Origin of the sequence: Streptomyces sp. NPDC059452, from assembly GCF_042750035.1 — a bacterium.
In the GTDB taxonomy this organism is placed as follows: Bacteria; Actinomycetota; Actinomycetes; order Streptomycetales; family Streptomycetaceae; genus Streptomyces.
Map to the genome: position 1 here is coordinate 119,410 of NZ_JBHYVE010000023.1, position 21,055 is coordinate 140,464.

At 69.0% G+C, this 21,055-nt stretch carries 25 protein-coding genes and 1 pseudogene; 15 read left to right on the top strand and 11 right to left on the bottom strand.

Annotated elements, in window-relative coordinates; translation table 11 throughout:
* Positions 1-48: 48 nt before the first annotated feature.
* The 7 genes from ACFW9Z_RS27230 (at position 49) to ACFW9Z_RS27260 (ending at position 6,370) form a co-directional block, all read left to right on the top strand.
* On the top strand, positions 49-1,497 hold the full coding sequence (locus tag ACFW9Z_RS27230) for a DUF6177 family protein (RefSeq protein ID WP_384645199.1): 1,449 nt from the start codon (positions 49-51) through the stop codon (positions 1,495-1,497).
* 131 nt (positions 1,498-1,628) lie between these two features.
* The gene (locus tag ACFW9Z_RS27235) at positions 1,629-1,961 is read left to right on the top strand and encodes a hypothetical protein (protein WP_384645200.1); all 333 of its coding nucleotides are present in this window, start codon (positions 1,629-1,631) and stop codon (positions 1,959-1,961) included.
* Between the two features lie 67 nt (positions 1,962-2,028).
* On the top strand, positions 2,029-2,340 hold the full coding sequence (locus ACFW9Z_RS27240) for a pore-forming ESAT-6 family protein (RefSeq protein ID WP_384645201.1): 312 nt from the start codon (positions 2,029-2,031) through the stop codon (positions 2,338-2,340).
* Between the two features lie 79 nt (positions 2,341-2,419).
* Positions 2,420-2,845: a DUF6507 family protein gene (locus ACFW9Z_RS27245; RefSeq protein WP_384645202.1), complete on the top strand. Its 426-nt coding sequence runs from the start codon at positions 2,420-2,422 to the stop codon at positions 2,843-2,845.
* Positions 2,842-5,295, top strand: a complete 2,454-nt coding sequence (locus ACFW9Z_RS27250) for a hypothetical protein (protein ID WP_384645203.1) — start codon at positions 2,842-2,844, stop codon at positions 5,293-5,295. Before ACFW9Z_RS27245 ends, ACFW9Z_RS27250 begins: the two co-directional genes overlap by 4 nt.
* 15 nt (positions 5,296-5,310) lie before the next feature.
* The gene (locus ACFW9Z_RS27255) at positions 5,311-5,694 is read left to right on the top strand and encodes a hypothetical protein (protein ID WP_384645204.1); all 384 of its coding nucleotides are present in this window, start codon (positions 5,311-5,313) and stop codon (positions 5,692-5,694) included.
* Between the two features lie 292 nt (positions 5,695-5,986).
* Positions 5,987-6,370, top strand: a complete 384-nt coding sequence (locus ACFW9Z_RS27260) for a VOC family protein (RefSeq protein WP_384645205.1) — start codon at positions 5,987-5,989, stop codon at positions 6,368-6,370.
* A gap of 21 nt (positions 6,371-6,391) precedes the next feature.
* Here ACFW9Z_RS27260 and ACFW9Z_RS27265 read toward each other — a convergent pair whose 3' ends face one another.
* The gene (locus ACFW9Z_RS27265; RefSeq protein ID WP_384645206.1) at positions 6,392-7,144 is read right to left on the bottom strand and encodes a phosphotransferase family protein; all 753 of its coding nucleotides are present in this window, start codon (positions 7,142-7,144) and stop codon (positions 6,392-6,394) included.
* Between the two features lie 158 nt (positions 7,145-7,302).
* Positions 7,303-7,710 (bottom strand): Dabb family protein, encoded by a 408-nt coding sequence (locus ACFW9Z_RS27270; RefSeq protein ID WP_384645207.1) that lies wholly within the window; start codon positions 7,708-7,710, stop codon positions 7,303-7,305.
* Positions 7,711-7,783: 73 nt separating this feature from the next.
* Between ACFW9Z_RS27270 and ACFW9Z_RS27275 the strand changes: the two genes are divergently transcribed.
* On the top strand, positions 7,784-8,461 hold the full coding sequence (locus ACFW9Z_RS27275) for a TetR/AcrR family transcriptional regulator (protein WP_384645208.1): 678 nt from the start codon (positions 7,784-7,786) through the stop codon (positions 8,459-8,461).
* Between the two features lie 113 nt (positions 8,462-8,574).
* Here the strand turns inward: ACFW9Z_RS27275 and ACFW9Z_RS27280 are convergent, their stop codons facing one another.
* Both ACFW9Z_RS27280 and ACFW9Z_RS27285 read right to left on the bottom strand, forming a co-directional pair.
* Entirely contained in the window at positions 8,575-9,993 is a 1,419-nt protein-coding gene (locus ACFW9Z_RS27280) for an FG-GAP and VCBS repeat-containing protein (RefSeq protein ID WP_384645209.1), read from the bottom strand.
* Between the two features lie 197 nt (positions 9,994-10,190).
* Positions 10,191-10,655 (bottom strand): annotated as a pseudogene (locus ACFW9Z_RS27285) (M55 family metallopeptidase); the annotation flags it as partial.
* 185 nt (positions 10,656-10,840) lie between these two features.
* Here ACFW9Z_RS27285 and ACFW9Z_RS27290 point away from each other — a divergent pair.
* Together ACFW9Z_RS27290 and ACFW9Z_RS27295 are read left to right on the top strand one after the other, a co-directional pair.
* A complete protein-coding gene (locus ACFW9Z_RS27290; RefSeq protein WP_384645210.1) occupies positions 10,841-11,296 on the top strand; it encodes a hypothetical protein in 456 nt (151 codons plus the stop codon).
* Positions 11,297-11,320: 24 nt separating this feature from the next.
* Positions 11,321-11,851, top strand: a complete 531-nt coding sequence (locus ACFW9Z_RS27295) for a hypothetical protein (protein WP_384645211.1) — start codon at positions 11,321-11,323, stop codon at positions 11,849-11,851.
* Between the two features lie 34 nt (positions 11,852-11,885).
* Here ACFW9Z_RS27295 and ACFW9Z_RS27300 read toward each other — a convergent pair whose 3' ends face one another.
* Positions 11,886-12,515 carry a TetR/AcrR family transcriptional regulator gene (locus tag ACFW9Z_RS27300; RefSeq protein ID WP_384645212.1) on the bottom strand — a complete coding sequence of 210 codons (630 nt, stop codon included), beginning with the start codon at positions 12,513-12,515 and terminating at the stop codon, positions 11,886-11,888.
* A gap of 117 nt (positions 12,516-12,632) precedes the next feature.
* Between ACFW9Z_RS27300 and ACFW9Z_RS27305 the strand changes: the two genes are divergently transcribed.
* Positions 12,633-13,040: a RidA family protein gene (locus ACFW9Z_RS27305; RefSeq protein WP_384645213.1), complete on the top strand. Its 408-nt coding sequence runs from the start codon at positions 12,633-12,635 to the stop codon at positions 13,038-13,040.
* Between the two features lie 170 nt (positions 13,041-13,210).
* Here the strand turns inward: ACFW9Z_RS27305 and ACFW9Z_RS27310 are convergent, their stop codons facing one another.
* The 3 genes from ACFW9Z_RS27310 to ACFW9Z_RS27320 all read right to left on the bottom strand — a co-directional run bounded on the left by ACFW9Z_RS27310 (position 13,211) and on the right by ACFW9Z_RS27320 (position 16,199).
* On the bottom strand, positions 13,211-14,299 hold the full coding sequence (locus ACFW9Z_RS27310) for a hypothetical protein (protein WP_384645214.1): 1,089 nt from the start codon (positions 14,297-14,299) through the stop codon (positions 13,211-13,213).
* A complete protein-coding gene (locus tag ACFW9Z_RS27315) occupies positions 14,296-14,937 on the bottom strand; it encodes an RNA polymerase sigma factor (RefSeq protein WP_384645215.1) in 642 nt (213 codons plus the stop codon). The genes ACFW9Z_RS27310 and ACFW9Z_RS27315 overlap by 4 nt, the downstream gene beginning before the upstream one ends.
* Positions 14,938-15,050: 113 nt before the next feature.
* Complete coding sequence (locus tag ACFW9Z_RS27320) at positions 15,051-16,199, bottom strand: hypothetical protein (RefSeq protein WP_384645216.1); 1,149 nt, start codon at positions 16,197-16,199, stop codon at positions 15,051-15,053.
* A 439-nt stretch (positions 16,200-16,638) separates the two neighbouring features.
* On the opposite strand from ACFW9Z_RS27320, the gene ACFW9Z_RS27325 reads away from it, so the two are divergent.
* Positions 16,639-17,148 (top strand): hypothetical protein, encoded by a 510-nt coding sequence (locus ACFW9Z_RS27325; protein ID WP_384645217.1) that lies wholly within the window; start codon positions 16,639-16,641, stop codon positions 17,146-17,148.
* Here ACFW9Z_RS27325 and ACFW9Z_RS27330 read toward each other — a convergent pair.
* On the bottom strand, positions 17,116-17,460 hold the full coding sequence (locus ACFW9Z_RS27330) for a hypothetical protein (protein ID WP_384645218.1): 345 nt from the start codon (positions 17,458-17,460) through the stop codon (positions 17,116-17,118). The genes ACFW9Z_RS27325 and ACFW9Z_RS27330 overlap by 33 nt on opposite strands.
* 132 nt (positions 17,461-17,592) lie before the next feature.
* On the opposite strand from ACFW9Z_RS27330, the gene ACFW9Z_RS27335 reads away from it, so the two are divergent.
* Both ACFW9Z_RS27335 and ACFW9Z_RS27340 read left to right on the top strand, forming a co-directional pair.
* The gene (locus ACFW9Z_RS27335; RefSeq protein ID WP_384645219.1) at positions 17,593-18,390 is read left to right on the top strand and encodes a Scr1 family TA system antitoxin-like transcriptional regulator; all 798 of its coding nucleotides are present in this window, start codon (positions 17,593-17,595) and stop codon (positions 18,388-18,390) included.
* Positions 18,383-18,604 carry a DUF397 domain-containing protein gene (locus ACFW9Z_RS27340; RefSeq protein ID WP_384645220.1) on the top strand — a complete coding sequence of 74 codons (222 nt, stop codon included), beginning with the start codon at positions 18,383-18,385 and terminating at the stop codon, positions 18,602-18,604. Before ACFW9Z_RS27335 ends, ACFW9Z_RS27340 begins: the two co-directional genes overlap by 8 nt.
* Positions 18,605-18,782: 178 nt before the next feature.
* Here the strand turns inward: ACFW9Z_RS27340 and ACFW9Z_RS27345 are convergent, their stop codons facing one another.
* On the bottom strand, positions 18,783-19,289 hold the full coding sequence (locus ACFW9Z_RS27345) for a DinB family protein (protein ID WP_384645221.1): 507 nt from the start codon (positions 19,287-19,289) through the stop codon (positions 18,783-18,785).
* A complete protein-coding gene (locus ACFW9Z_RS27350) occupies positions 19,286-19,990 on the bottom strand; it encodes a hypothetical protein (protein WP_384645222.1) in 705 nt (234 codons plus the stop codon). The genes ACFW9Z_RS27345 and ACFW9Z_RS27350 overlap by 4 nt, the downstream gene beginning before the upstream one ends.
* A 244-nt stretch (positions 19,991-20,234) precedes the next feature.
* Here ACFW9Z_RS27350 and ACFW9Z_RS27355 point away from each other — a divergent pair, with 244 nt between their 5' ends.
* Positions 20,235-20,765 (top strand): hypothetical protein, encoded by a 531-nt coding sequence (locus ACFW9Z_RS27355; protein ID WP_384645223.1) that lies wholly within the window; start codon positions 20,235-20,237, stop codon positions 20,763-20,765.
* The last annotated feature ends 290 nt before the right edge of the window (positions 20,766-21,055 follow it).

Genomic DNA, 21,055 nt, shown 5'->3' on the forward strand with positions numbered 1-21,055 from the left:
GACCGTCCACCACCGAACCCGAACGACGAAGGACCGGACGACCACCTCATGACCAAGGACGTCATAGCTCTCACTCCTCGGATGCCCGACCCGTGGGCCGTACTGGCGGGCCTGCTCTCCGGCGGCCCGGACAAGCTGGTGGGCACGCGCGGGGAGGGCTCGGTGATCCAGCTCTGCGACCCCGAGGGCCGGCCGCTCGTCTCCGTGGAGGCGCCGCTGCTGGTCTCCGTCGAGGGCGAGGCCGAGCGGTTGCTGGGGACCACGGCGCCCCCGGTCCCGTACTGGTGGACGGAGGCGCGCGCCACCACGGGCGTCGCGGAGGCGGAACGGCTCGCGGGCACGTTCGCGACCCGGCTCGCCTCGCTGGTGGGCGGCTCCGCCTGGCCACGGGACGCGGTCGGCTCGCTCGCCGTGGTGAAGACCGAGGGCGTGAGCGTCACGCCGGAGCCCGCCGCCGCGCAGCCCGCGATCGACGTCCTCACCGAGCGGGTCGCGGTCGTCATCCAGGACCGCCCTGTGGTGGCGATGACGGCGTGGCTGTCCGACGCCTTCCGGGCGGCAGCCGAGGCGGGCCTCGGACTCCAGATCGTCAGCCCGGCGGGCACCACGCTCTCCCCCGCCGTACGGGACACGTTGGGCGGCTGGCCCTCGCGCTGGATCGTGCAGGACGAGCGGGACGGCTACTACGACGGCCTGACCGGTGCCGTACTACGCTGGCAGGACGGCATGTTCGCCCCGCTCGCCTCCGCCGACGCGACGGAGGACGACCGGCGCACCCCGGTGGCGGCCACTTTCCAGGAGGTCCACGACACCGGTGAACGCCAACTCGCCCTGACCTTCCGCATGGTGCACCCGGCGGACGAGCGGCTGGTGCTGGGCGGCGGCCTGGAGACGGTGTGGCGGGAGCTGACGGGCGAACCGCCGGCCGGCTGGGGCACATCGGAACCGGCGACCCTGCCGTGGTCGCCGCGCCGACTGACCGACGTGGCGTACGAACGGGCGCCGAAACCGACCTGGTTCGTCGTGGTCGGCCACCGGAACCGGCCAGCCATCGCCACCGTACGGATCACGCGTACGGAGGCGGGGGTGGAGGAGCACGTCACGCTCGCGTTCGGCTACGGCAGCGCATCCGGCTCCGGCTCCGGCTCCGGCTCCGGCGAGGAACTCCCTTTGGACGCCCTGCCCGCAGCCGCCGAGGCGCTCGCCACCCGCCACCACCTGCAGTCGATGCTCGTACAGGTTCGCAAAGCACGACGCGATGTTGCCGTGCCGCCGCGCTTCGAGGGTCCTGGGGTCCCGCTGGCCTTCGTGCTGGGCGCGGAGGAGGTCCGTACATTGCCGGCAGACCGGGCCCGCCGCACACCGCTGGCCGAGCAGCCGGTGGCACTCGGCCCGAGGGCCCGGCCCGCGCTGTACTACTCGCTGCCCGGGGACCCTTCGGACCTGTCGGGATGGCAGGAGTACGAGCGGCTGGTGCGCCACCTCAAGGGTGCGTGAGACACAGGACCCGATGTCATGGGTTGGTCACAACGCCACTCTGGCTGATTGCAGATTGCAGTCGTGACGCAAGGATTGATAGACATGAATCCGAACACTCATGCGTTCATTCGAGGTGTTGGGGGAAGACGATGAAGTTCGACATGGGGACCTCGGTCCTTTCGACGTTGATCTCGCATTCGCAGGGCGCGAGTACGGACCTGGGGACGCTGATCCGCCAGCTCATCGCGGCGGCCGAGCCCCTGGAGGGCAAGTTCAACGGAGCGGGGAAGGTCGCCTTCGACGACTTCAAGAACCGGTCCGACGAGATCACCACCGCGCTCAACGCCTCGCTGTCCGGGATCCTGGGCGGCCAGTCCGGGATGGACGCGGCGTTCGGTTCGGGTGACCAGGAGCAGGGCGAGAACGCCAAGACGCAGATGGCGTCGGCCAATTTCGACGCGGCGCGCTTCGGCGGTCGTTGAGCCTGCCTGCGCACTGGGTCTTCGGGTATTTCGGGGTTTCGGTTTTCACAACGGGGAGTGATGGTTGATGGCGGGCAGCACGGACCGGCGTTCGTACGACACGGGCGCCTCGACAGAGGTCCAGGGCAACATCCAGCTGGTGATCGCCCAGCTGGAGCAGGTGATCACGGCGCGGGACACCCAGGTGAAGGCGGCGATGAACGACTTCGCGGCCGACGGTGTGGCGGATGAGTACCACGGTAAGGAACTGCGGTGGAACGCGACCTCGCAGGAGGTCAAGAACATCATCCATCTGCTGCGTACGACGCTGGAGAAGAACGACGGGACCGCGTCGCAGACGCTGGCGCGCGCGAAGGCCGCGGTCGACGGCATCGGTTGACCCAGGGACCGGTGTGAGCCGGTGACGGGTTGTCCGGGGTCTGTTCCAAGGAGCCAGGGAGTACGGGGGTGGGGCGTCGGTGTCGGCGTGGGATATCAAGCCGCAGGGTGTGCAGGGTCAGTTGAAGGTCGTCGGTGGGCATGCCGGTGATCTGGAGAAAGCGCTCAGTGCGTTCATGACGGACCTCTCGGAGGCGGCGCAGGCGGCGGGGACGGCGGTGCCGGGTACGGCGGCGAGTGCGCCGCTGCATGGTCCGGTGGCGCCGGGGCAGGCGCCGTTGTCGCAAGCGGCGATGGGTCCGGTGGCGGCTGCTCTGGGGCAGTACGCGCAGGCGCGGCAGGCCCAGTTGAAGTCGATGGCGGAGCGGATCCAGGCGGCCGTACTCGGGGCGGCGACGGCGACCAACGAGTACGTCGAGGGTGACCTGGAGACGGCCAAGCAGGCGCAGAACGCGGCGAAGTCGGTCCGTCTGGACGTTCTCAAGGACATGGGGGCCGTCAAGTGAGCGAGGATCAGCCGGTCACCCTGGAGGGCATACCGGTCTTCACCGGGAACCTTGCGCTGCTCGACACCAAGGTGACCGAGCTGGCCAAGGACGGGGCGAAGATCTCCTCGGCCGCGGCCGACATCCACAGCAGCTTCGGTGGCTTGCAGGCCTTCTACAAGGCGCCCGAGGCCGACCAGCTGTTCGCGACGACGAAGCCGGTCGCCGACCGCGGGGCCTCGCTCAAGTCGGACCTGGCCACCATCACCAGCGCGCTGAGCACCTACTCGGACGACGCCCACCCCCTGGTGGAGAAGCTGAAGCGGCTCAAGCGGGACGCGGGCGCCTTCCTCGTCAAGGTGAACGCGGACGACAAGTGGCGCGAGGACGGCGACCTGGTCGAGGAGAACAACAACCGCCGCGCCGAGATCGCCGAGGCCTGGGCTGCGTTCCAGGCGGTCGAACGCGCCTGCCACAACAAGATCATCGCCTTGGTGCCGGGCGGCACGCAGCTCAAGGTGGACGACGGTTCCGGCGGCAAGGGCATGTACGGCTACGACGTCGAGGCCCTGAAGCACGCCAAGGGCCTGCCCTGGGGCGACCCGGTAAAGGAGTCGACGCCCTGGTACCACATCCACGAACACCTCTGGGACTTCGGCAAAGGCGTCGTCGTCGACGGCGTGTGGGGCACGATCAAGGGCCTGGGCACCCTGGTCGGCACCGACGGCTGGGAGTCCATGAAGCAGGCATGGACGGGCCTGGCCCAGCTGGCCACGGGCATCGTCATCTCCGCCACCCCGCTGGCAGCCGCGTTCTGGCTGGCACCGGAGGACAAGCTCCCCTCCTGGCTGCGGGACTCGCGCACCGCGATGAAGGAGACCGGCAAGGCACTGCTGGCCTGGGACCAGTGGAGCGAGAACCCCTCACGCGCGGCGGGCGCGGTCACGTTCAACGTGGTGACCACCGTCTTCACCGGCGGCGCAGGCGGTGCTGTCGCGGGCGGCGGCAAGGCGGCGCTCTCGGCGAAGGCCCTGTCGTTCGCGGGCAAGGCGGGCCGGGCCATCGACCCGATGACGTACCTCTTCAAGGGCGCGGGCGCGGGCCTGACGAAGATCAGCGACGTGATGGCCGGCCTCAAGGGCATGGGCAACCTCGAGATCCCCGCCCTCCCCCCGGGAACGATCACGCTCCCGGACGGTGGCTTCAAGCTGGCCGACGGCACCCTGCACCTGCCCGAGGGCGCGGCGATTCCGGACGGCGCGTTCGAGGTCCCGAAGGGCGCGGTCAAGCTCCCCGACGACATGGACATCCCCGCCGGAGCCGTCGACCTCGGCGACGGCGTGGTCCGCCTCCCCGACGGCATGACCCCGCCCGCGGGCTCCCTGCCGATCCCGGAGGGCGCTCTGAAAGTCCCGGAGGGCACCACTGCTCTGCCGGGGAACACGGTCAGGCTGACCGACATGAGCGGCAAGGTGGTCCACATCGACGTCGAGGGAAACCTCCTCAAGGAGGACGGCGCCCTCAGGCAACACCACTCCGCCGCCCCCGGAGGCAACCCGGCCGACGGCGCCCCCATCAGAACCGACGCCGACACTCCGCTGCCCCGCACCCCCGCCGAGGAATCGGCCCTGGTCGGTGCCGAAACTGGCCGTGGTTCCAGCGGTTCCATGGGCAATCACCTGCCCGACAAGGCTTTTGGTGACGGAACTCCATCCGCTTCCCGCGGAAACGCTGACGAGGGTGCGCCGAACAACGGCTTGGACGACGGGTCAGCCAGCGCGCACAAGAGTGACATGGCATCCCACGACACCTCGTCTCCTGACGCACCGACGGGCAGCCACGATGACGGCGTACCGACCGATCACGGTGGTGGGACCGACATCTCGCACAACCTGCAACCGGATACCGTCTCCCACCTCGATGCAGCCGACATGGGAACCCGGCGCGACTTCGAAGCGCGAACCTCTCCCGAGTCGACAATCCCCCGCCCGCCCAAGGAACCTGGCGATCTGGTTCTGAGCACTGGTGATCCGGTGTACTTCCGCGAGGGCAGGACAGCTATCGGATACGACAGAAATACACTTGTAAACTTTGAACTCGTTCGCCCTCTGGATGGATATCATGACGTCGTTGTGCACGGGAACGCCCAGGGGTTCTTTGAACCTGGCCGAGTGAACGAGGCAGGGGTAGGATTCTCCGCTGGTGACACCCACCCGACCCACATCGCCGAAGCAATCCGAGCCAACCCGAGCTATGACGGCGGCCCTGTGCGGCTCGTTTCTTGCCACACCGGGACGGCCGCAAAGGGCGCTTCGGACAATCCGGCAGCACAGGCGATCGCCAACGAGTTGGGCGTCCCCGTCATGGCTCCCACAAACAAGGTTGGCGTCAGTTCAAGGCTTGGCCCCGAACAGACGCCCGTTATATTTGACGGTGGATACTGGCGAACATTTCTACCATGGGTGCAATGAAAAGGGGACCACAGCATGAAGATTGCAGGATTTTTCCAGGAGCTTTGGCCGGAATCTTTCGGAGAACCTGTCGGCAGCGTACGTGAATACGTCGGCACAACCCCCTACCCAGACGACAAGGAAGTCACCGCATACCTCCTCGCGGGCCACGAACTGTTCAGCGTGATGGGGTCTTCCGCCGATGTAATGGGGTCAGAAAAAACCATTCTCGGCGGAGATTCCATCTTCAGCGACGGCGAATGGATCTGGCGAGGTGACCTCTGGTTTTATTTGCACACCTATCACGTGAGGCTACCAGCCGAGTTTCTCGCGCATGCAAGGAATAATAACTATTTGGTGCCCGCCGAGGATGAGGCTGAACTCACCACACTGGCCATGTCCATCCAAAAGAAGCTGTAACACTTCCTGCCGAATATCGTACGCCTTGGAGCTCGTAACACGATCATGAGTGGACCTTCGTGAGGCGTCGGTAGCAGATGAGGGAGATGAAGGCGTCGTGGAGTTCGGTGCGTCGTTCCCATCGGACGGCGAGGCGTTTGAAGTGATGGAGCAGGGCGAAGGTCTGCTTCCGCGCAGCGCGTCCCGGTTCGGATGGGGTGCTCACGATCACGCTGGGCGAGGGCGCACCCAGCGAACCTGAAGCGGAAGGGCTCAGTGGCGTCCGGAGCGAAGGCCAGGAAGGCTGACGCCCATGGTTTCAGTGGTGCAGAACATGGCGATCGACTGTGCGGATGCCTATGAACTGGCACGCTTCTGGAGTGAGGTGACAGGGCGTCCGATAGATCCGGACGCCGGCCCCGGCGATCGGGAGACTCAGGTGCTGCCGGCGGAGGGGCCGGTGCTGTACTTCAATCAGGTGCCCGAGGCCAAGACCGTCAAGAATCGGATGCATCTCTGTCTGCGCCCTGAGGCCTCGCGCGAGCAGGAAGTGGAGCGGCTCCTGAGTCTCGGCGCCACCTTGGCCGCCGATCACCGCGATTCCGGTGGTTCGGGCCGGGCAGTCCTCGCTGATCCCGAAGGCAACGAGTTCTGCGTTCTGCGCAGTGAGTCCGACCGGGCCGCCATGAGTCCCTGACGCCGACGCACCCCCGCAGCCTCACATCCGGGATCTCAGCACCTCGACCTCACAGCCCGGTGCGAACGGGTCGAAGCCGTGGTCGATCAGCCAGCGGACTGTCAGCAGGCTTCGCAACGACCACCACGCGCGGATCACTTCGAGGTCGGCGTCGTCGCCATAGCCAGCGAGGACGTCGTCCAGGTGCTCCTCGTGTCCGAGCGTGAAGGTGGCCAGGTCGTACAGGGCATCGCCCTGGCCCGCCTCGGACCAGTCGATGATGCCCGTGACCTCGTCGCCGTCGACGAAGACGTGGGCGATCTGCAGGTCGCCGTGTGTGAACGCCGGGGTCCACGGCCGGAGCGCGGCCTCGGCGGCCCGGCGGTTACGGGTGACCAGGTCGGCGGGCAGGAGGCCGCGCGTCACCAACAACTGGCATTCGCCGTCGAGTTCCGCCGCCAGCGCGGCGATGCTCCGGCCTGCCCGGCCGGGCCGGGGTGGCAGTGGCGCGTCGTGCAGCTTCCGGATGGCGGCGCCCGCCGCGGCCCAGGCCGCCGACGACCCGGTCGACGGCCCGCCGAGGCTCCCGAGCGTCGTCCCCGGGAGCGCGGCGATCGCGAGCACGGGCGGCTTGCGCCACAGGATCTCCGGGGTCGGGACCGGCGCGAGGGACATCGCCTCGACCTCGGCGTCGATGCGTGCCTCGTCGGCGTCCACCTTCAGGAACACGTCGCCGACGCGCAGGGTCGCGCGCTCGGAATGGGCGACGACGACTTCGACCTCATCCGTGTCCATGGTCGGCCAGTATCCCGGGAGTGATCGACTGCGTCACCAGCTTTATCGCGTGCGTGCTTGCGTGCGGGCGTGCTTGCGCGGCTCTGAGTGCGTCCCGCTGGCCGGCGGCCTCGCGCGACGACACCTACCTCTGGCCAGGCAAGCCCCCCCCCCTTCTCTCAGGACTCCTCGACGCCCCCGGCCAGGAGCGGTTCGAGTTGGGCGCCCCACTCCGGGTACAGAGCGGTCTTCTTCTCGTGCAACGCCATGATCTTGGCGCCCAGTTCCGGATCCATGTCGTCCGAGGCGTCCGGGCCGATCGCGATCCTCGCCAGGTGCGGCAGGATCTCGTGGTCCCCCTCCAGGTGGACCGGGTCGTGCATGTACCGCTCCACGGCATCCAGGTCCTCGAACGCCACGCAGTAGGCGTGCGAGAAGTCGTTGCCGGGGCCGAGCAGGCTCTGGCCGACCGTGGCGAAGGAGACGGACTCCACCGAGGCCGTACGCCGCATCAGGCCGAGCACATGGGCCTTCTGCTCCTCCGTCGTCCCGTCCTTGAAGTCGAACCGCTGCATGTGGACGATCATCGCTCGCACCCTCCCGCTTATTGAACTTATTGGTTCAGAAAAGCTGCCCTTCGATCTCGTCTAGACTGAACCCATGAGTTCAGTCGAGTCAAGAGGTCCCCGAGGCGCAGACAGTCGAGGCACGGACAGCCCGCGCGTGAACAAGCGCAAGGCGATCCTGGACGCCGCGTTCACCGTCTTCGCGCGGCGCGGCTACGCGCAGGCGGGCGTCCAGGAGATCGCGGATGAGGCGGGGGTCGCCAAGCCGACCGTCTACAACCACCTCACCGACAAGGAGACGCTCTTCCGGTACGCCGTCGAAGCCTCGGCCGACGTCCTGCTGGCCGAACTCCTCGCCGCTGTCGAGCACTTGCGCGACCGGGCCGACGACCAGGACCCCCGCGCGGCCCTGACGGAACTGGCCGTCCGGCTGGCCCGCATCTGCTGCGGTGAACGGGCAAGCGCCCTACGCCGGTTGACCTACGCGGAGGCCTCGCACTTCACCGACCTCGCCGACGGCGTACAGGAGCGCACCGCACGCCGCCCCCTCGCCGCGCTCGCCGACCGCCTGGCCCGGCTCTCCCTGTCCGGCCAACTGCGCCCGTGCGACCCGGAACAGGCCGCCGGGCACTTCCTCGCCCTGCTCACCGGCCCGCTGGAGCTCCAGTCCCGGCGGGGCACACGCCCCGTCCCGGACGCCGGACTGCGCGCCACGGCGGAGGCAGCCGTGGACGTCTTCCTCCGCGCGTACGCCTACGGGGGCGAGCCGTAGGCGTACAGCGACGGGACGTACAGGGGCGGAGAGGCCAGCCGTACGGGGACGGAATGTACGCGTGCCGGGGAAGGCACCCCGTACGGAACGTCAGCGCATCTGGCCCCCGGGGCTCAGCCCAGCAGCCCCCCGAACCGCACCGCCGAAGGCTTCACTCCGAGGCTGGACTCGCCGAAGGAGACGCTGCCCTTCGCGACCGGCCCCGAGCGGCTGCCCTTGAACAGCCACACCGCGCCCTTGTTGCCGTTCTCGCCGGGTGCGGCCACGGCGAGCGTGGCCCGTACGCCCTTGGCGGGGGCCACGATGTGGACCTCGCCGCCGAAGCGGTCGCCCTTCTCGTTGACGCCGGGGACGTGCTTCGTGCCCTGGCCGATCACCTTCGTGCCCGCGCCCGTGATGCCCGAGGCGCGGCCCTTGAAGACCAGCACCCCGCCCGCGTCCTTGACCTTGCCGACGTCCTCGCCCGGCAGGCCCACCACGACCTCGCCGTACCCGTCGCCGTCCAGGTCCGCGACCGCCGCGCTCGCGCCCATCTCGTCGCCCACCTCGTCGGCTCCGGGCACCCCGGCGGTCCGCTGGGTGATCCACTTCGGCTTCAGCTTGGTGTTCTGGCCCTTGGGGCCGCCGTAGACCACCGCCACCGCGCCGCCCTTGCTCGGGAAGTCCAGGTCGCTGTCCAGGCCGGTGGGCTGCCGGGTGTAGACCAGGTCCGGGTAGGCGTCCCCGTTGACCGAACCGACCGTCACCGTCGAGTGGTTGAGGTACGTCCCCGGCGCCGTCACGAAGGGCGTGTACCGGAAGCCCGTACCGGTCGACAGGTACAGCGAGGTCGAGTCGCAGTCCGGCTCGTCGTCGCAACCGCTGTTGACGAGCAGGTCGTCCTTGCCGTCGTTGTTCATGTCCACGACCTGAAGCCGCTGGTACACGGTGACGCTCCCGGAGGTGAGAGCCGTACGCGTACGGCCCACCGAGCCGTCCGCGCCGATGCCCTCGTCGATCACGACCGTCTCGCCCCACGGGCCGATTCCGGCCACGTCGGTGCGGCCGTCGCCGTCGAAGTCGCCCACCGCGCTCCCCCGGCCCTGGAACTCGACGGACCGGGTCCCCAGCCCCTTCGCCCCGCCGAACAGGATGATCTGCGGACCCTTGGCGGGCGAGACCAGCAGGTCGGTGTAGCCGTCGCGGTCGATGTCGGCGGTCGTCCCCGCCCCGAACCGGGCGTTGGCCGTGGCCGCTCCGGGCACCCCGGGCGAGTTCTGGTTGATCACCTTGTGGCGGGCCGGGCTGATGCCCTTCGCGTTGCCCGGGTACACCACGAGATACCCGGCCTTCTTGACGCCGGACACCGTCCCCTCGGGCACCGAGGCCACCATGTCCTCGTACCCGTCCCCGTTGAAGTCGACATGCTGACGCGGCACCGGCGCGGGCCCGGCCGCCACGGCCGTACCGGCGAAGGTGAGCGGTGTGGCCGCGGCGGTGGCGGCGAGCGCGACGACGATGGCGGAAGTGGTACGGAAGCGATATGCGGGCAAGGTCCATCCCCCTGGGGCGTACGAACAGTCGGTCAGCGGCGGGCCCCTCCCGGACGCACCCGGCCTCGGCCCCGACCGTGGCCGGTCGGAGCGCAGTCGGAGCGGTCGAGTGGCTGGATATCGAGCCCGCGCATCAAGAAAGACTCGCTGCACGGCGAATGGTTGTACGAGGTCGGGAGCAGCACCCCGTCCTGGCCGGGCTTGATCGTGGAGAGCTGTACGAGCAGCAGGATCAGCCGGTACGCCTCGGCGAAGTCGGCGGCCGTGAAGGTGACCGTACGGCCGCCCCCGGCCCGTGCGACGCCCGGCACCAGGGTCGCCAGATCGACCGTCGACGGGCTGGAGAGGTCGACTTCGACGTCGAGCGGCGATCCGGTGGGGGGAAGGAGGACCAGCGGAGCGACCTCCGCCCGCCGCCCGACGGCCTCGGCAGCCGCCCGGCGCAGTCGGTCCCGGGCCTCCTCGGGGTGCAGGGTGACCGCGGCGGCCATGCCGAGGGACTGCTTGACCGGGACGGTGATCGCGGAAGGCACCAGGTCGGACAGCTCGGCGCAGGCCGCGTCATCGCCGCCCAGCAGCACCACCGGTACGCCGAAGTACCCCGCCATCGCCGCGTTCAGCCCGACCTCGCCCAGCGACCGCCCGGCCACCCGTACGTCGAGGTCGACAGAGATCAGCAGCTTCATGACACGGGACCTACGGGGAGACGGCAGGACGGGGATGGGTGTGGCCGACAATAGATCCATCCACAGATCCGTAGAGACACAGCGCCGTACGACCTGCCCTCCCCTGAGAGCCGAACAGCACAACCACCCACCCCCCGAACGAAGTTGGGCAGCCCCACGACATGACCGGCTGGATGCGTGCCGCGCCCCGCTGGGCCGTGGCCCTGGTGTGCGTGATCGCTGCCGTCCTGGTCCTCGTCGGCGGTGTCGCGCATCTCGCCGACCTCGTACGCCATGGCCTGCGCCCGTACGCCTGGGCACCGGCCTGGCTCAACCTGTACTGGACCGCCCTCACCGTCCTCGACCCGCTCGCCGCCCTCCTCCTGCTGCGCGGAATGCGCCGGGGCCTCGACCTCGCGTGCGCGATCCTGCTGACCGATCTCGCCGCCAACTGGTATGCGGTGTACGGCATCCAGCACAGCGGCCTCGCCGCCGAACCCGGCCTGCAACGGCTCACGGCGTTCGCGCTGCTCGTGCTCGTGGCAGCGCCCTTTCTGCGCAAGCACCTCCCGTACGGCGGCAGCGGGGGCCTCGGGGGCCGCAGAGCCCTCGGGGGCCGACCCGGCCAAGAGCCCTGAGGACCCTGTGGCAGGCTGCGCCGCATGGAGTGGACCTTCAAACTGCACGCGGGCCTCGCGGCCGCACTCGGCGCCGTACTGCTGGTACTGGCCGCGCTCACCTGGCTGCCCGGCACCCTGCCGCTGCCCGAGGCCGGGTGGCCGGTGATCGCCCTCGGCGCGCTGGTGGCCCTGATCGTCCTGCCCGCCCTGGCCCGCATCGCCCTGACACGCGCGGACCGGAGCACGGCGTGGCAGGCCTTCCGGTGTCTGCCCGGCAGGGCCCAGGCGGGACTGGCGGCACTCGGCCTGGCGTGCGCGGTGCTGGTGATCTGCACCATCGGCGGGGACCAAGGCATGTCGTCCCCGGAGGCGAAGGACGGCCGGTACTACGCCTTCCAGGCAGCGGGATACCAGCGCGGCACGGTGGAGGTCTCGCGGAGCCAGTACGAAGCCGTCCTGGAGGACAGCCAGCGCCTCATGCTCACGGTCCCCGGCTTCTTGCTCACCGTTGCCGCCTACACCGTCCTGGCGGCCGGGGAGCTGCGCCGCGCGGACCGCACCTCAGCGCCATAGGCGGCCGAGCGTCCTACGCTCCTCCCGTTCGGGTTCAGCCCGGATGGACCGGATGGAGGGGCCCTCCCCAACCGCGTACGACCGACTGACGGCACCGCCCGGGCTCGTCTCCCGCACTGGTGAACAGTGCCGTCAGCAGGGACACACCGTGAGCGAGCGCCTGACGCGGCAGAGGGCCGGTGGCGACGAGTGAGGCGAGGCCGTGGCCGATGACCCAGCTCTGGGTGGCCAGTTGCAGCGGGTCGACCGTGCCGTGGAAGCGGCCGCCCTCCTTGGCCCGGTCGACGGCACGGACGAGGTGGTGCAGGGTGTCGTCCGCAGCGCCGGTGTCTTCCAGTGCGAAGCCGTCATCGAACATGACGCGGTAGAGATCGGGGTTCTCCAGGGCGTTGGTCAGGTAGGCGTACCCCAGCGCGGTGAGGTCGCACACCGGGTCCGCGGACGTTTCGACGGCCTCCAGTTTGCCGGCCAGTCGCTTGAAGCCTTCTTGGCGCAACGCCGTCCACAGACCGTCCATGCCGCCGAAGTAGGTATAGACGGCCATCGTCGACACTCCGGCCTCAGCCACCAGGGCGCGCAGCGTGACCGGCTCCCTCGTCCGCAGCATCTGAGCGGCCCGGTCGAGCAACAGGGTGCGGACTGCCGGATCCTTCGTCCTTGCCATGGTCCCACAATACATAGCAGCGTTATGCTTTTATGTACGTGATCTCGTTGCTCCCGATGTCGAACGCCAGGCGCCAAGTCACCAAGTCGCCAAGTCGCCTGGGGAAAGAGGCCGTTCATGTCCGTGACGCTGTTCAATCCCGAGGGGCTGCCGAAGCCCGACGTCTACCGGCAGGTGTCGGTCGCCACCGGATCGAAGCTCGTGTTTCTCGCCGGGCAGGTCGCCCGCGACGCCGATGGGCAGCCGGTGGGCGAGGGTGACCTCGCCGCTCAGGTCGAACAGTGCTACCTCAACATCGCCACCGCTCTGGCCGGAGTCGGCGGCTCCTTCGGCGACGTGGCGAAGCTGACCGTCTACGTCGTCGACTGGAGCCCCGAGAAGATGCCGCTCCTGGGTGAGGGCGTGGGCCGGGCGGCAGCCAAGCTGGGCATCGACCCGGTCAAGCCGATCACTCTGCTGGGAGTCGCGGCACTGGGCGAACCCGATCTCCTGGTCGAGGTCGAAGCCACCGCGGTCATCGAATAGCCGTGTCGCCCCGCTGGAGGTGGTCGCCGGAGGGCCCCTACGCCGCTGTGATGAGAGCTCTCCGGTGATACTCCTCCCCCAGCGGGGCCGACCGTGCAGGCGGCAAGGCGCCTTCGGCCCAAAGCCCTTCGCCGAAGGCGGCGGCGAGGACGCGGTCTCGGCCCGCCCCTTCACGGCCTCCCCGTAGTGGAATCGACCTGCCCCCGCTGAAGGATCTCGGTGACGCTCAGAGTGGCCGGCACCGGGACGTTGAGTCGTCGGGCATGTCCGAACAGCGCCGATTCGGTCCCCATCGGATACCCGGAAGCCGGGTCGAACAGGACTGATTCCCGTTGGACGCTGCCCTCGTACGTCTCCTCCTCGGAGACCACGATGGCCTCTTGCCCCTGCCAGGTCGTCGTGGTCGCCACCTTCACGCCGTCGCCGTGTTCGGCAAGCACACGCAGCGCGGCCGCGCGCAGACGAGGATCGGCAGGTCCCGTGGTGGCGGCATGGACGATCATGTCGTGGACGCCATAAATCAGCATGCCGCTCTCCCAGTTCACCCGCTTCAGTTGGCGCATGAGCTCGTCGGGATCGGTGGAGAACGGTGCGATCGGGGCCCCATCGTCGTCGGGGACGGGAAACTCCCCAGGGCCGTAGGCGCGGTCCTCGACCCCGGTGCCCGCAACGAGTCCCGCCTCCTGGGCGTCCCGTTTCTGTGCAGGGTCGGGGTAGAGAGGTTCTCCGTACGCACTGCGCTCCCGGCCGGAGCGGTCTTCCCCGACCCAGGACTCGGTCACCGTCGGCACGGCGGCGTTCGCCACGCCACCAGGAACGTCACCTGCGGTGTTGAGCCACCACCCCCACGTCTTCGTGTACCGGTACGTCCCCTCCGCCGGTTCCGGCGCCAGCTTCTCGACGCGCGAGGCGAAGGCACGCAGGAACTCCCGCGATGTCTGCCCCTCAACGGGCTCCAGGGACAGTACGGGTGGCGTGTAGGCCACCGTCTGCACCCTGTCCGCGCCCGGTAGCACCCGTCCTCCGCCGACCACCGCCACCGCCACCGCAACGCCCGTAGCCACGGCACCGACCAGGACCCGCCGACGCCCCAGACGTACGACACGACCGGCGTCACCGGGGCGACGCCCCGCCTGCCGCAGTCCGGCCAGGTCACGCTCCGCGCGCGGCGGCAACTCCCGCTCCTGGGACGGGTATACGGCTGCTGGGTCATTGTCCGCCGTCAACAGTTCCCGCACGCGCCCTACGTCACGCCTCACGTTGTCGTCCTCTCACGTGGCACGGCCTGCCGCCCCTCGGCCGAAGCAGGGGCGCCCCCGTTCGCGATCTCCCGCTCCAACCGCCGCCGCGCCCTGTGCAACCGGACCAGGAACGCGGCCTTGCTGCACCCCAGCGCCTGGGCCGCCTCATGGGGTTCGAGCCCGTCCCACGAGACGAGCATCAGCACCTCACGGTCGCGATCCGGAATCCGCACCAGGACTCCGGCGGCCCCCAGCCGCCCCAGAACCTGGGTCTCGGCAGCGGGCTCGTCCACGGAAACGGAAGAAGGGTGCTCGTTCTGCAACCGCCCCACCAACCGTGCCGCCGTGCCCTGGCTCCGTCGCGAGTTGGCGGCAACGCGTCGCGCGATGCCGTACAGCCAGGGCAGCGGTGCTCCCCGCCTGGTCGGCCACCGTTCCCAGGCGATCGCGAAGACCTCGGAGGCCGCGTCGTCGACGAGGTGAGCGGCGAGCCTGCGCGTCAGGTACCGAACGACGAAGGGATACGAGGCCCGGTAGACCGCCTCGAACCGGCCCCACTCCTCGCTCGACTCTTCCTCTTCCTCGGCTTCCTCTTCCTCGGCTTCCTCTTCCTCTGCCTCGGCCCCGGCCTCCGACTCTGCCCCTGCCTCGCCCACGCGGCCCCCATCCGATGGTGTTTCCAGAACGGTTGTGTCGGCTACCGCCCCGCGATTACACCCGGTGCTACGAATTCTCGCGCTCGCGCAGTCGGTCAGCGTCAGGGTCAAGGTCAGGCTGCGGCTTGTGCGGGGTGGGCTCGGCAGTCGCGGCAGTGGCCGGGCGTGAGGGACCGGAAGGCACGTTCGCAGCCGTCGCAGGTCTGGAACGGAGTGACGGGTGCGCGGCGGCGGGCGGGTGGCGCGAGGTCCTGGGTGCTGGGGAGGGGTGGGGGCAGCAGGACGGTGAGCCGGTGCTTGACGAATTGCGCGGGGTATTTGACGGGTTGGGGCAGTTCGCTGGTGAGGGTGTGGCGGATGGTGTCGGGATGCGCGTCACGTTCGAGCCAGGCCGCGACTCCCGGGACCAGTTCCCGGACTTGATCCTCGGAGAGCGTGAACTGCGGTACGTGGTCACGGAGTTCGCTGAGAACTGCGGTGGCGATGCGGGCCAGTTCCGGGGTGAGCTCGCGGGGCTGAGGAAGCGGCCGACGCGGGGGCTTGGGCGCGGTGGGGTGCGGTACGCGCGGCACGAAGGCGGGCGCGGGCTGGGGGTGAGGGTGAGGCGGCTGCGAAGGCGCCGGGAGCGGTACGGGCTGGGGCGCGGGCGCAGGGGGCGCGACCGGCGCCGGGGCTGACCTCGGGGGTGCTGGGTGAGGCGTCTCTCGTACGGGGGCGGGGTGCGGCGTCTCCCGTACGGGAATGGCGTCGGGTGTCTCCGGTACGGGAACGGCAGCAGGTGCCTCTGGAGCCGGGGCCGGTGACGGGACCGGTGACGGTGGCAGGGGCAGTCGTACCGGCGGCGGCGGTGGCGGTGGCGGCAGATGCGGGGGTGCCACCGCTTGGAGCTGCAACAGGGCCGAGGGCTGGTTGCAGAACACCGTGACGGTGGTGATCTGGCCGTTCGGCTGGCGCCTGCGGGCGCGTTGCAGGTAGCCGTGGGCCTCCAGTTCGCGCAGGGCGGCGGCGATGACCTGTTCGCCTTCGCGGTAGCAGGCGGCCAGGGCCTTGATGCCGATCTCGGTGCCCTGGGGCAGGGACTGGATGCGTACGGCGAAGCCGACGGCGACGGTGCTCAGGGCGGGGTCCTGGGAGAGCTCGTTGCCGACGACGACGAAGCGGCGGGTGTACGGGATCACGATGTGGATCACGCCGGAGGTGGGGAGAGGCCCGGGAAGCTCTGCCAGGGCGCGCATGAGGGCAGTATTCTGCGGTGTATCCATCGGGAAGGGTTCTGCTTCCTTGGTGGTCAGGCCCTCGATCGGGATTGCAGTCCCGGCCGGGGGCCGACGTATGTCTGATGTCTGGTGGCGTGAGCATATGCCTGCCAACCGGTACGAAATCCAGCCCAGTTGGTGAATCTCACCCGTGTGGGTGACGGACCCCCGGGGGTTGTCAGGTGGGTGCCGGGCTGGGTCGGGTGGGGTTGGTTCTTTCTCTTGGTTCTTAAGTAGTTGATGTCCCGGGTCACCGCGTCGCGGCCGAGCACGATCCGGTAGGTCGTACCGGATCGCGGTTCCTCACGACCCGGTGGAGATCGTCACCGTACGAGGTCGAATTCGGCCGGGCCGGACTGAGTACGAACGCTCACGCCCGCCACCGGTCCCGCCCCTACCGTGGGCCCATGAACTGGGGCCGGGGCGAACGAAAGGACTCCGCACGATGAGTATCGGCATCAACGCGTACCAGCACTGGCAGGCCAAGGCGGTCCGTCGGCCCGACGACGTGACGACAGCGACCCCGCTGAACTGGCAGACCGAGAAGTACGGCGAGGCCGAGCGGCGTCTGACCCTTCGGCACCTGCCGTCTGCGACCCGCCCCACCGAGCGTGCCATCGCCGCCGACGCCCTCGCGAAGCTGGCGTTGGGCGAGTCCATCCGCCGCACGGTTCTGCGGTACCGCGCCGGAGCCGTGCACGCCGCCCTGGAGCTGGGAGCCACCTGGGCCGAGGTGGCCGCCGCGCTGGACAGCACCACGGACGAGGCCCGCGCCGCGCTCCGGTCGTACGCGGAGGAGCAGCGGCAGCGCTACGAGGACGACCGGATGGCCGGCCAGAACCCCACGGGCTTCTCCCCCGAGCAGCACCGCTCCGCCCTCGCCCTCGCCGAACTGGCCGATGACGTGCGTACGTCGCGGCCGTCAGGGCAGCAGCCGGACGAGCCCGGGGCCTGAGGGGTGTTCGTCCCCGGAGTCATCGGGGATGCCGAGCCTGAGCCCCCGGCTCCGGGCGACCCGGTGCACGTCACGCAGCGAGTGGACCAGGGCCGCGCTGACGTGGCGGAGCTGGGGCTCGGTGGCCTGCGCGTCGGCCAGCATGTCATCGGCGTGGTCGAGGAGTTCCAGGGCCATGCCGAGCTGAAGGGCCTCCACCTTGTCGGCCGCCCGGGAGACCCGGCCCGTGCCCTTGCCCACGACGTAGCAGGGCCTGCCGCCCAGGCCCGTCCAGGGAAGCAGTCGGGCGTTGTTCTGCGCATTTTCGATCACGGGTAAGTCAACTCCGTACCAGTGGGGGTGAATTCTTCGCTGAGTAGCGATCCACTCACAGAGTGAGACCGGCACGGCTAGGCTCGCCAGAGGATTCGGAGTGACATCGCGCCTGTCGCACGGGAGTTGGCTGTGAGTAATACCTATGGCAAATGGTTGAAGGCCGCGCGTGAGGCTGCCGGGCTGACCCAGCAGCAGCTTGCGGATATGGCCCTCATGACCCGATCGCACATCTCGCATATCGAAGGCGGCCGCCGAGTGCCGAGCGAAGAGGACGCCCGACGGCTCGACATGGCGCTGGGCACAGGCAATGTGCTCACGAGCTTCCGGCCCGGAGCGGAAGACGATGTCCTCGCGGACTACTTCTCGCCGGTAAAACTCCTGGAGCAGCAAGCAACGGCGATCCGTGAATACGCGCCCTCCCTGGTTCCGGGCATTCTTCAGACCGAGGCGTACGCGCGTGCCGTCCTCGGCAGGTCGTTCCCATCCATGAGCTCGGCCGAACGTGACAGGACCGTTGTCGCACGACTGGAGCGTGCGGCAATCCTCAAGAATCAGTCCTCACCCTCAGTTTGGGCAGTACTCGACGAGGCAGTGCTGCGACGGCCGGTCGGCGGGCCGGAGGCCATGGCCGAGCAGATCGACCACATCGTCGCTCTGACCGAGTCCGAGCGCATCCGCACGCATGTAATCCCGCTGGGGCTCGGATATCACCCACTGCTGGACGGCATGCTGACGCTGATGTGGTTCGAAGATCAGCCACCGGTCGCCTACAGCGAAGGACTCCGGATGGGGCGGTTGCACGATTCGCCGTCCGTGGTCGAGGCGTTCCAAGCCGACTACACTCTGGCCATGAGCGACGCACTGCCGCTGAAGGAGTCTGTGGCAGCGCTGAAGGCGACGTCGAAGGGCTACAGAGAACATGGCTAGCGTGACCACCCCCATGACGTCGCCCCTCAGCGGCTGGCGCAAGTCGTCCTACAGCAATGGCGACAGCGGCAGTTGCCTGGAAGTGCAGGACCACCACCCCACCGCCGTCCCCGTCCGCGACTCCAAAGTCCCCAGCGGCCCGACGCTCCTCATCCCCGCCGCCGGATGGTCCACCTTCATCATCGCCGTACGGGACGGGTCCCTGTCGGGTTAGTGGTCTGAGTCAGAGATTCGTCGGCAGTCGCCTCGGCGGCGGGGACCCGCGCACGTGGCCCGACCAGGCGCGGCTATATCTTCCACGGAACCGTCACGCTCGCTGCGATCCGGCTCTGGCCCCGCCCGTGATCTCTGCCCCTGGCCCCCGCCCCTGACCTCCGCCGGATCTACCGGATCTAGTAGCCGGTCGTGCCGTCGAGCAGCTCGCGCAGGATGTCCAGGTGGCCGTTGTGGCGGGCCGTCTCCTCGATGAGGTGGTGCAGGATCCAGCGCAGGTCGACGTGGAGGCCGTTGCGGATGGTTCCCTCGGCCCGCTTGTCCAGGTCGTTCCCGGCGACCAGTTCGCGGTAGCGGGCGCTCTGTTCGGCGTACTCGTCGAGCAGCTGCGTGAGCGGGAAGTCGATGGCGATCCGCATTTCGCGGTCGGGGTCCTCGTCCGTCATGGGGGCCCGGTCCTCCTCGCCGAGGAAGACCACCTGGAACCAGTAGTACTCGACCCAGCGGAGGTGGTTGATCAGTCCGCTCACGGTCATCAGCGGTGAGCCCGGCAGGAGCGCCTTGCGGGCGTTCTCCGCGGAGATGCCTTCGCACTTGGCGCGGGCGGTTCCCCGTGCGAAGTCGAGGAACGTGGTGAGCTGGGTGCGTTCGTCCCAAGCGGGGGGCGTGTCGTTGATTCTGGTCATCGCGCGAAGCATCCCCGATCGCCCCGACCGATGTCGAGGCGTTTCACGGGGCCCAGCCTGCTCCACCCGCCGCCGACGACACCGCCGCCGCCGCCGCACAAGCTCACCCCCGCCCGGCTCGAAGAGGGGGCGCCCCGTCCGCTGTCGGAGGCGGTGGGCGAGCAGGGCTTCACGATCACTGGGCAGGAGCTCCACAGCTCCACCCCGGCCGTCATCAGTTCCAGTACCGCACGTTGCTCCACGGGCGTCCACGTCGCGCAGTCGCCCTCGAAGAGCTTCTCGTAAGCGCTGTTGTGCGCCGCGCCCTGCTGGGGCAGGCGGTGCGCCTCGCCGAGTCCTCGGGCCAGATCCTCGAAGAAGTTCCACGCCTCCAGCACCGGCCCCGAGGGGAGGCGTCGGCGCGCAGGGGCCTTCAGCCAATGCTCGACACGGGCGAGCTCCAGGGTGCCGGCCCCGGAAGTAGCCGGCCTGAGTCCCCGTCGGCTCGCATACACCCGTGCCTGCCGGACCGTCGTGAACACCGGCACCTGAAGGCGATCAGCCGCTGGCAGGGCCAGCACCTGATCATGTTCGTCGCCCTCGCCGCCGATCCACAGGACGACCGCGCCGCGTCCCAGCCCGCGCACCCGATAGGCATAGAGGCTCCCGCGCCCACCGCGACACACGGCCGCAAACGCATCTGCCATTTCGATCTCCGCCACGCTCTCACCCTGGCACGAACCGGGGGCTCGGAAGGACCGGAGAGTCCCGCTGTCCGCCCCGGCCATCGATCCAACGAGCCAACGAGCCAACGAGCCGAGTGGAGCCAGCTAGTGCCGCATCAAGCAACGGTCGCTTGCCTGGCTCAGCGCTGGACGGCCTGTCTCCTCGATACGGCCGGGCTGCGAGCGAGACAGTTGGGAAACTTTGGTTCCCATCTGCCGATTCGACAACTACAGTTGCCGCATGATGGTCTCTGAGATCCCCCCGGAAGAACAGGCAGAACTCGACAAGGCGCTGTACGACGCCTTGAATCCGCTGGCCTCGGCGATTCGCTCCCGACAGACCGGGCTGCCCGAGGAGCGTATGTGGGAAGCGGATCCCATTGACGTAGCACTGTCCGTCCTGGCCGCTTGGAAGGTGATGGATGCCGAGGTCAGGCGGTTGACCGCGCACGCGGCAGCAACCGCTGGTTCCTATGGCGCCAGTTACGAGCAGATGGGGGCTGTCTGGGGCATCACCCGGCAGGGTGCCCGTAAGAAATGGCCCGACGCCGTCAGCCGCCCAGCGCCCGCGACAGCGGGCAGGAGCACGCTCGCGCTCTTCGGGGGGACTGCCGAACTGACGCAGGCACCTTCCGGTGACTGGAGTTGGACAGGCGTGGGCGCTGACGGAGCATCCGTCGCGGTCACCGAGGGGGCCCGCTACGCGACCGCGGAAGAAGCAGCAGCCCACGCGGGCGCTTTTCTCAAAGAACACGCCGTCGACCGTTCCTAACGTCAGGCAACGGCCGCCCTGTTCACGGCCTCGGCGCCCCTGCGGATGATCCGCAGCAGCCGCCTGCCCTCGTCGTCACCGATCTCCCCGACCCGCAGGTACTCAGCCACGTGACCATTCCGACCGTCCGCTGCCACCCCGCACAGCAAGCCGTCCCCGTCATCACAGGGGGCGAAATCATCACAGGGGGCGAACGTTGCTTGATGCGGCAAGTCCGCCTCCGTACACGGACAAGCGCCTGAAGTGGGCGTACGGGCAGCGGGCGGGGCGGAACGCGATGATCCGCGTTC

Bases quoted from the DNA above. Each gene is read 5' to 3' on its own strand.
- ACFW9Z_RS27265 (WP_384645206.1), bottom strand. From the start codon at position 7,144: ATGGACACGGATGAGGTCGAAGTCGTCGTCGCCCATTCCGAGCGCGCG.
- ACFW9Z_RS27300 (WP_384645212.1), bottom strand. From the start codon at position 12,515: ATGGCAAGGACGAAGGATCCGGCAGTCCGCACCCTGTTGCTCGACCGG.
- ACFW9Z_RS27240 (WP_384645201.1), top strand. From the start codon at position 2,029: ATGGCGGGCAGCACGGACCGGCGTTCGTACGACACGGGCGCCTCGACA.
- ACFW9Z_RS27355 (WP_384645223.1), top strand. From the start codon at position 20,235: ATGATGGTCTCTGAGATCCCCCCGGAAGAACAGGCAGAACTCGACAAG.
- ACFW9Z_RS27230 (WP_384645199.1), top strand. From the start codon at position 49: ATGACCAAGGACGTCATAGCTCTCACTCCTCGGATGCCCGACCCGTGG.
- ACFW9Z_RS27275 (WP_384645208.1), top strand. From the start codon at position 7,784: ATGAGTTCAGTCGAGTCAAGAGGTCCCCGAGGCGCAGACAGTCGAGGC.
- ACFW9Z_RS27255 (WP_384645204.1), top strand. From the start codon at position 5,311: ATGAAGATTGCAGGATTTTTCCAGGAGCTTTGGCCGGAATCTTTCGGA.
- ACFW9Z_RS27345 (WP_384645221.1), bottom strand. From the start codon at position 19,289: ATGACCAGAATCAACGACACGCCCCCCGCTTGGGACGAACGCACCCAG.
- ACFW9Z_RS27295 (WP_384645211.1), top strand. From the start codon at position 11,321: ATGGAGTGGACCTTCAAACTGCACGCGGGCCTCGCGGCCGCACTCGGC.
- ACFW9Z_RS27340 (WP_384645220.1), top strand. From the start codon at position 18,383: ATGGCTAGCGTGACCACCCCCATGACGTCGCCCCTCAGCGGCTGGCGC.
- ACFW9Z_RS27320 (WP_384645216.1), bottom strand. From the start codon at position 16,199: ATGGATACACCGCAGAATACTGCCCTCATGCGCGCCCTGGCAGAGCTT.
- ACFW9Z_RS27325 (WP_384645217.1), top strand. From the start codon at position 16,639: ATGAGTATCGGCATCAACGCGTACCAGCACTGGCAGGCCAAGGCGGTC.
- ACFW9Z_RS27235 (WP_384645200.1), top strand. From the start codon at position 1,629: ATGAAGTTCGACATGGGGACCTCGGTCCTTTCGACGTTGATCTCGCAT.
- ACFW9Z_RS27305 (WP_384645213.1), top strand. From the start codon at position 12,633: ATGTCCGTGACGCTGTTCAATCCCGAGGGGCTGCCGAAGCCCGACGTC.
- ACFW9Z_RS27270 (WP_384645207.1), bottom strand. From the start codon at position 7,710: ATGATCGTCCACATGCAGCGGTTCGACTTCAAGGACGGGACGACGGAG.
- ACFW9Z_RS27260 (WP_384645205.1), top strand. From the start codon at position 5,987: ATGGTTTCAGTGGTGCAGAACATGGCGATCGACTGTGCGGATGCCTAT.
- ACFW9Z_RS27290 (WP_384645210.1), top strand. From the start codon at position 10,841: ATGACCGGCTGGATGCGTGCCGCGCCCCGCTGGGCCGTGGCCCTGGTG.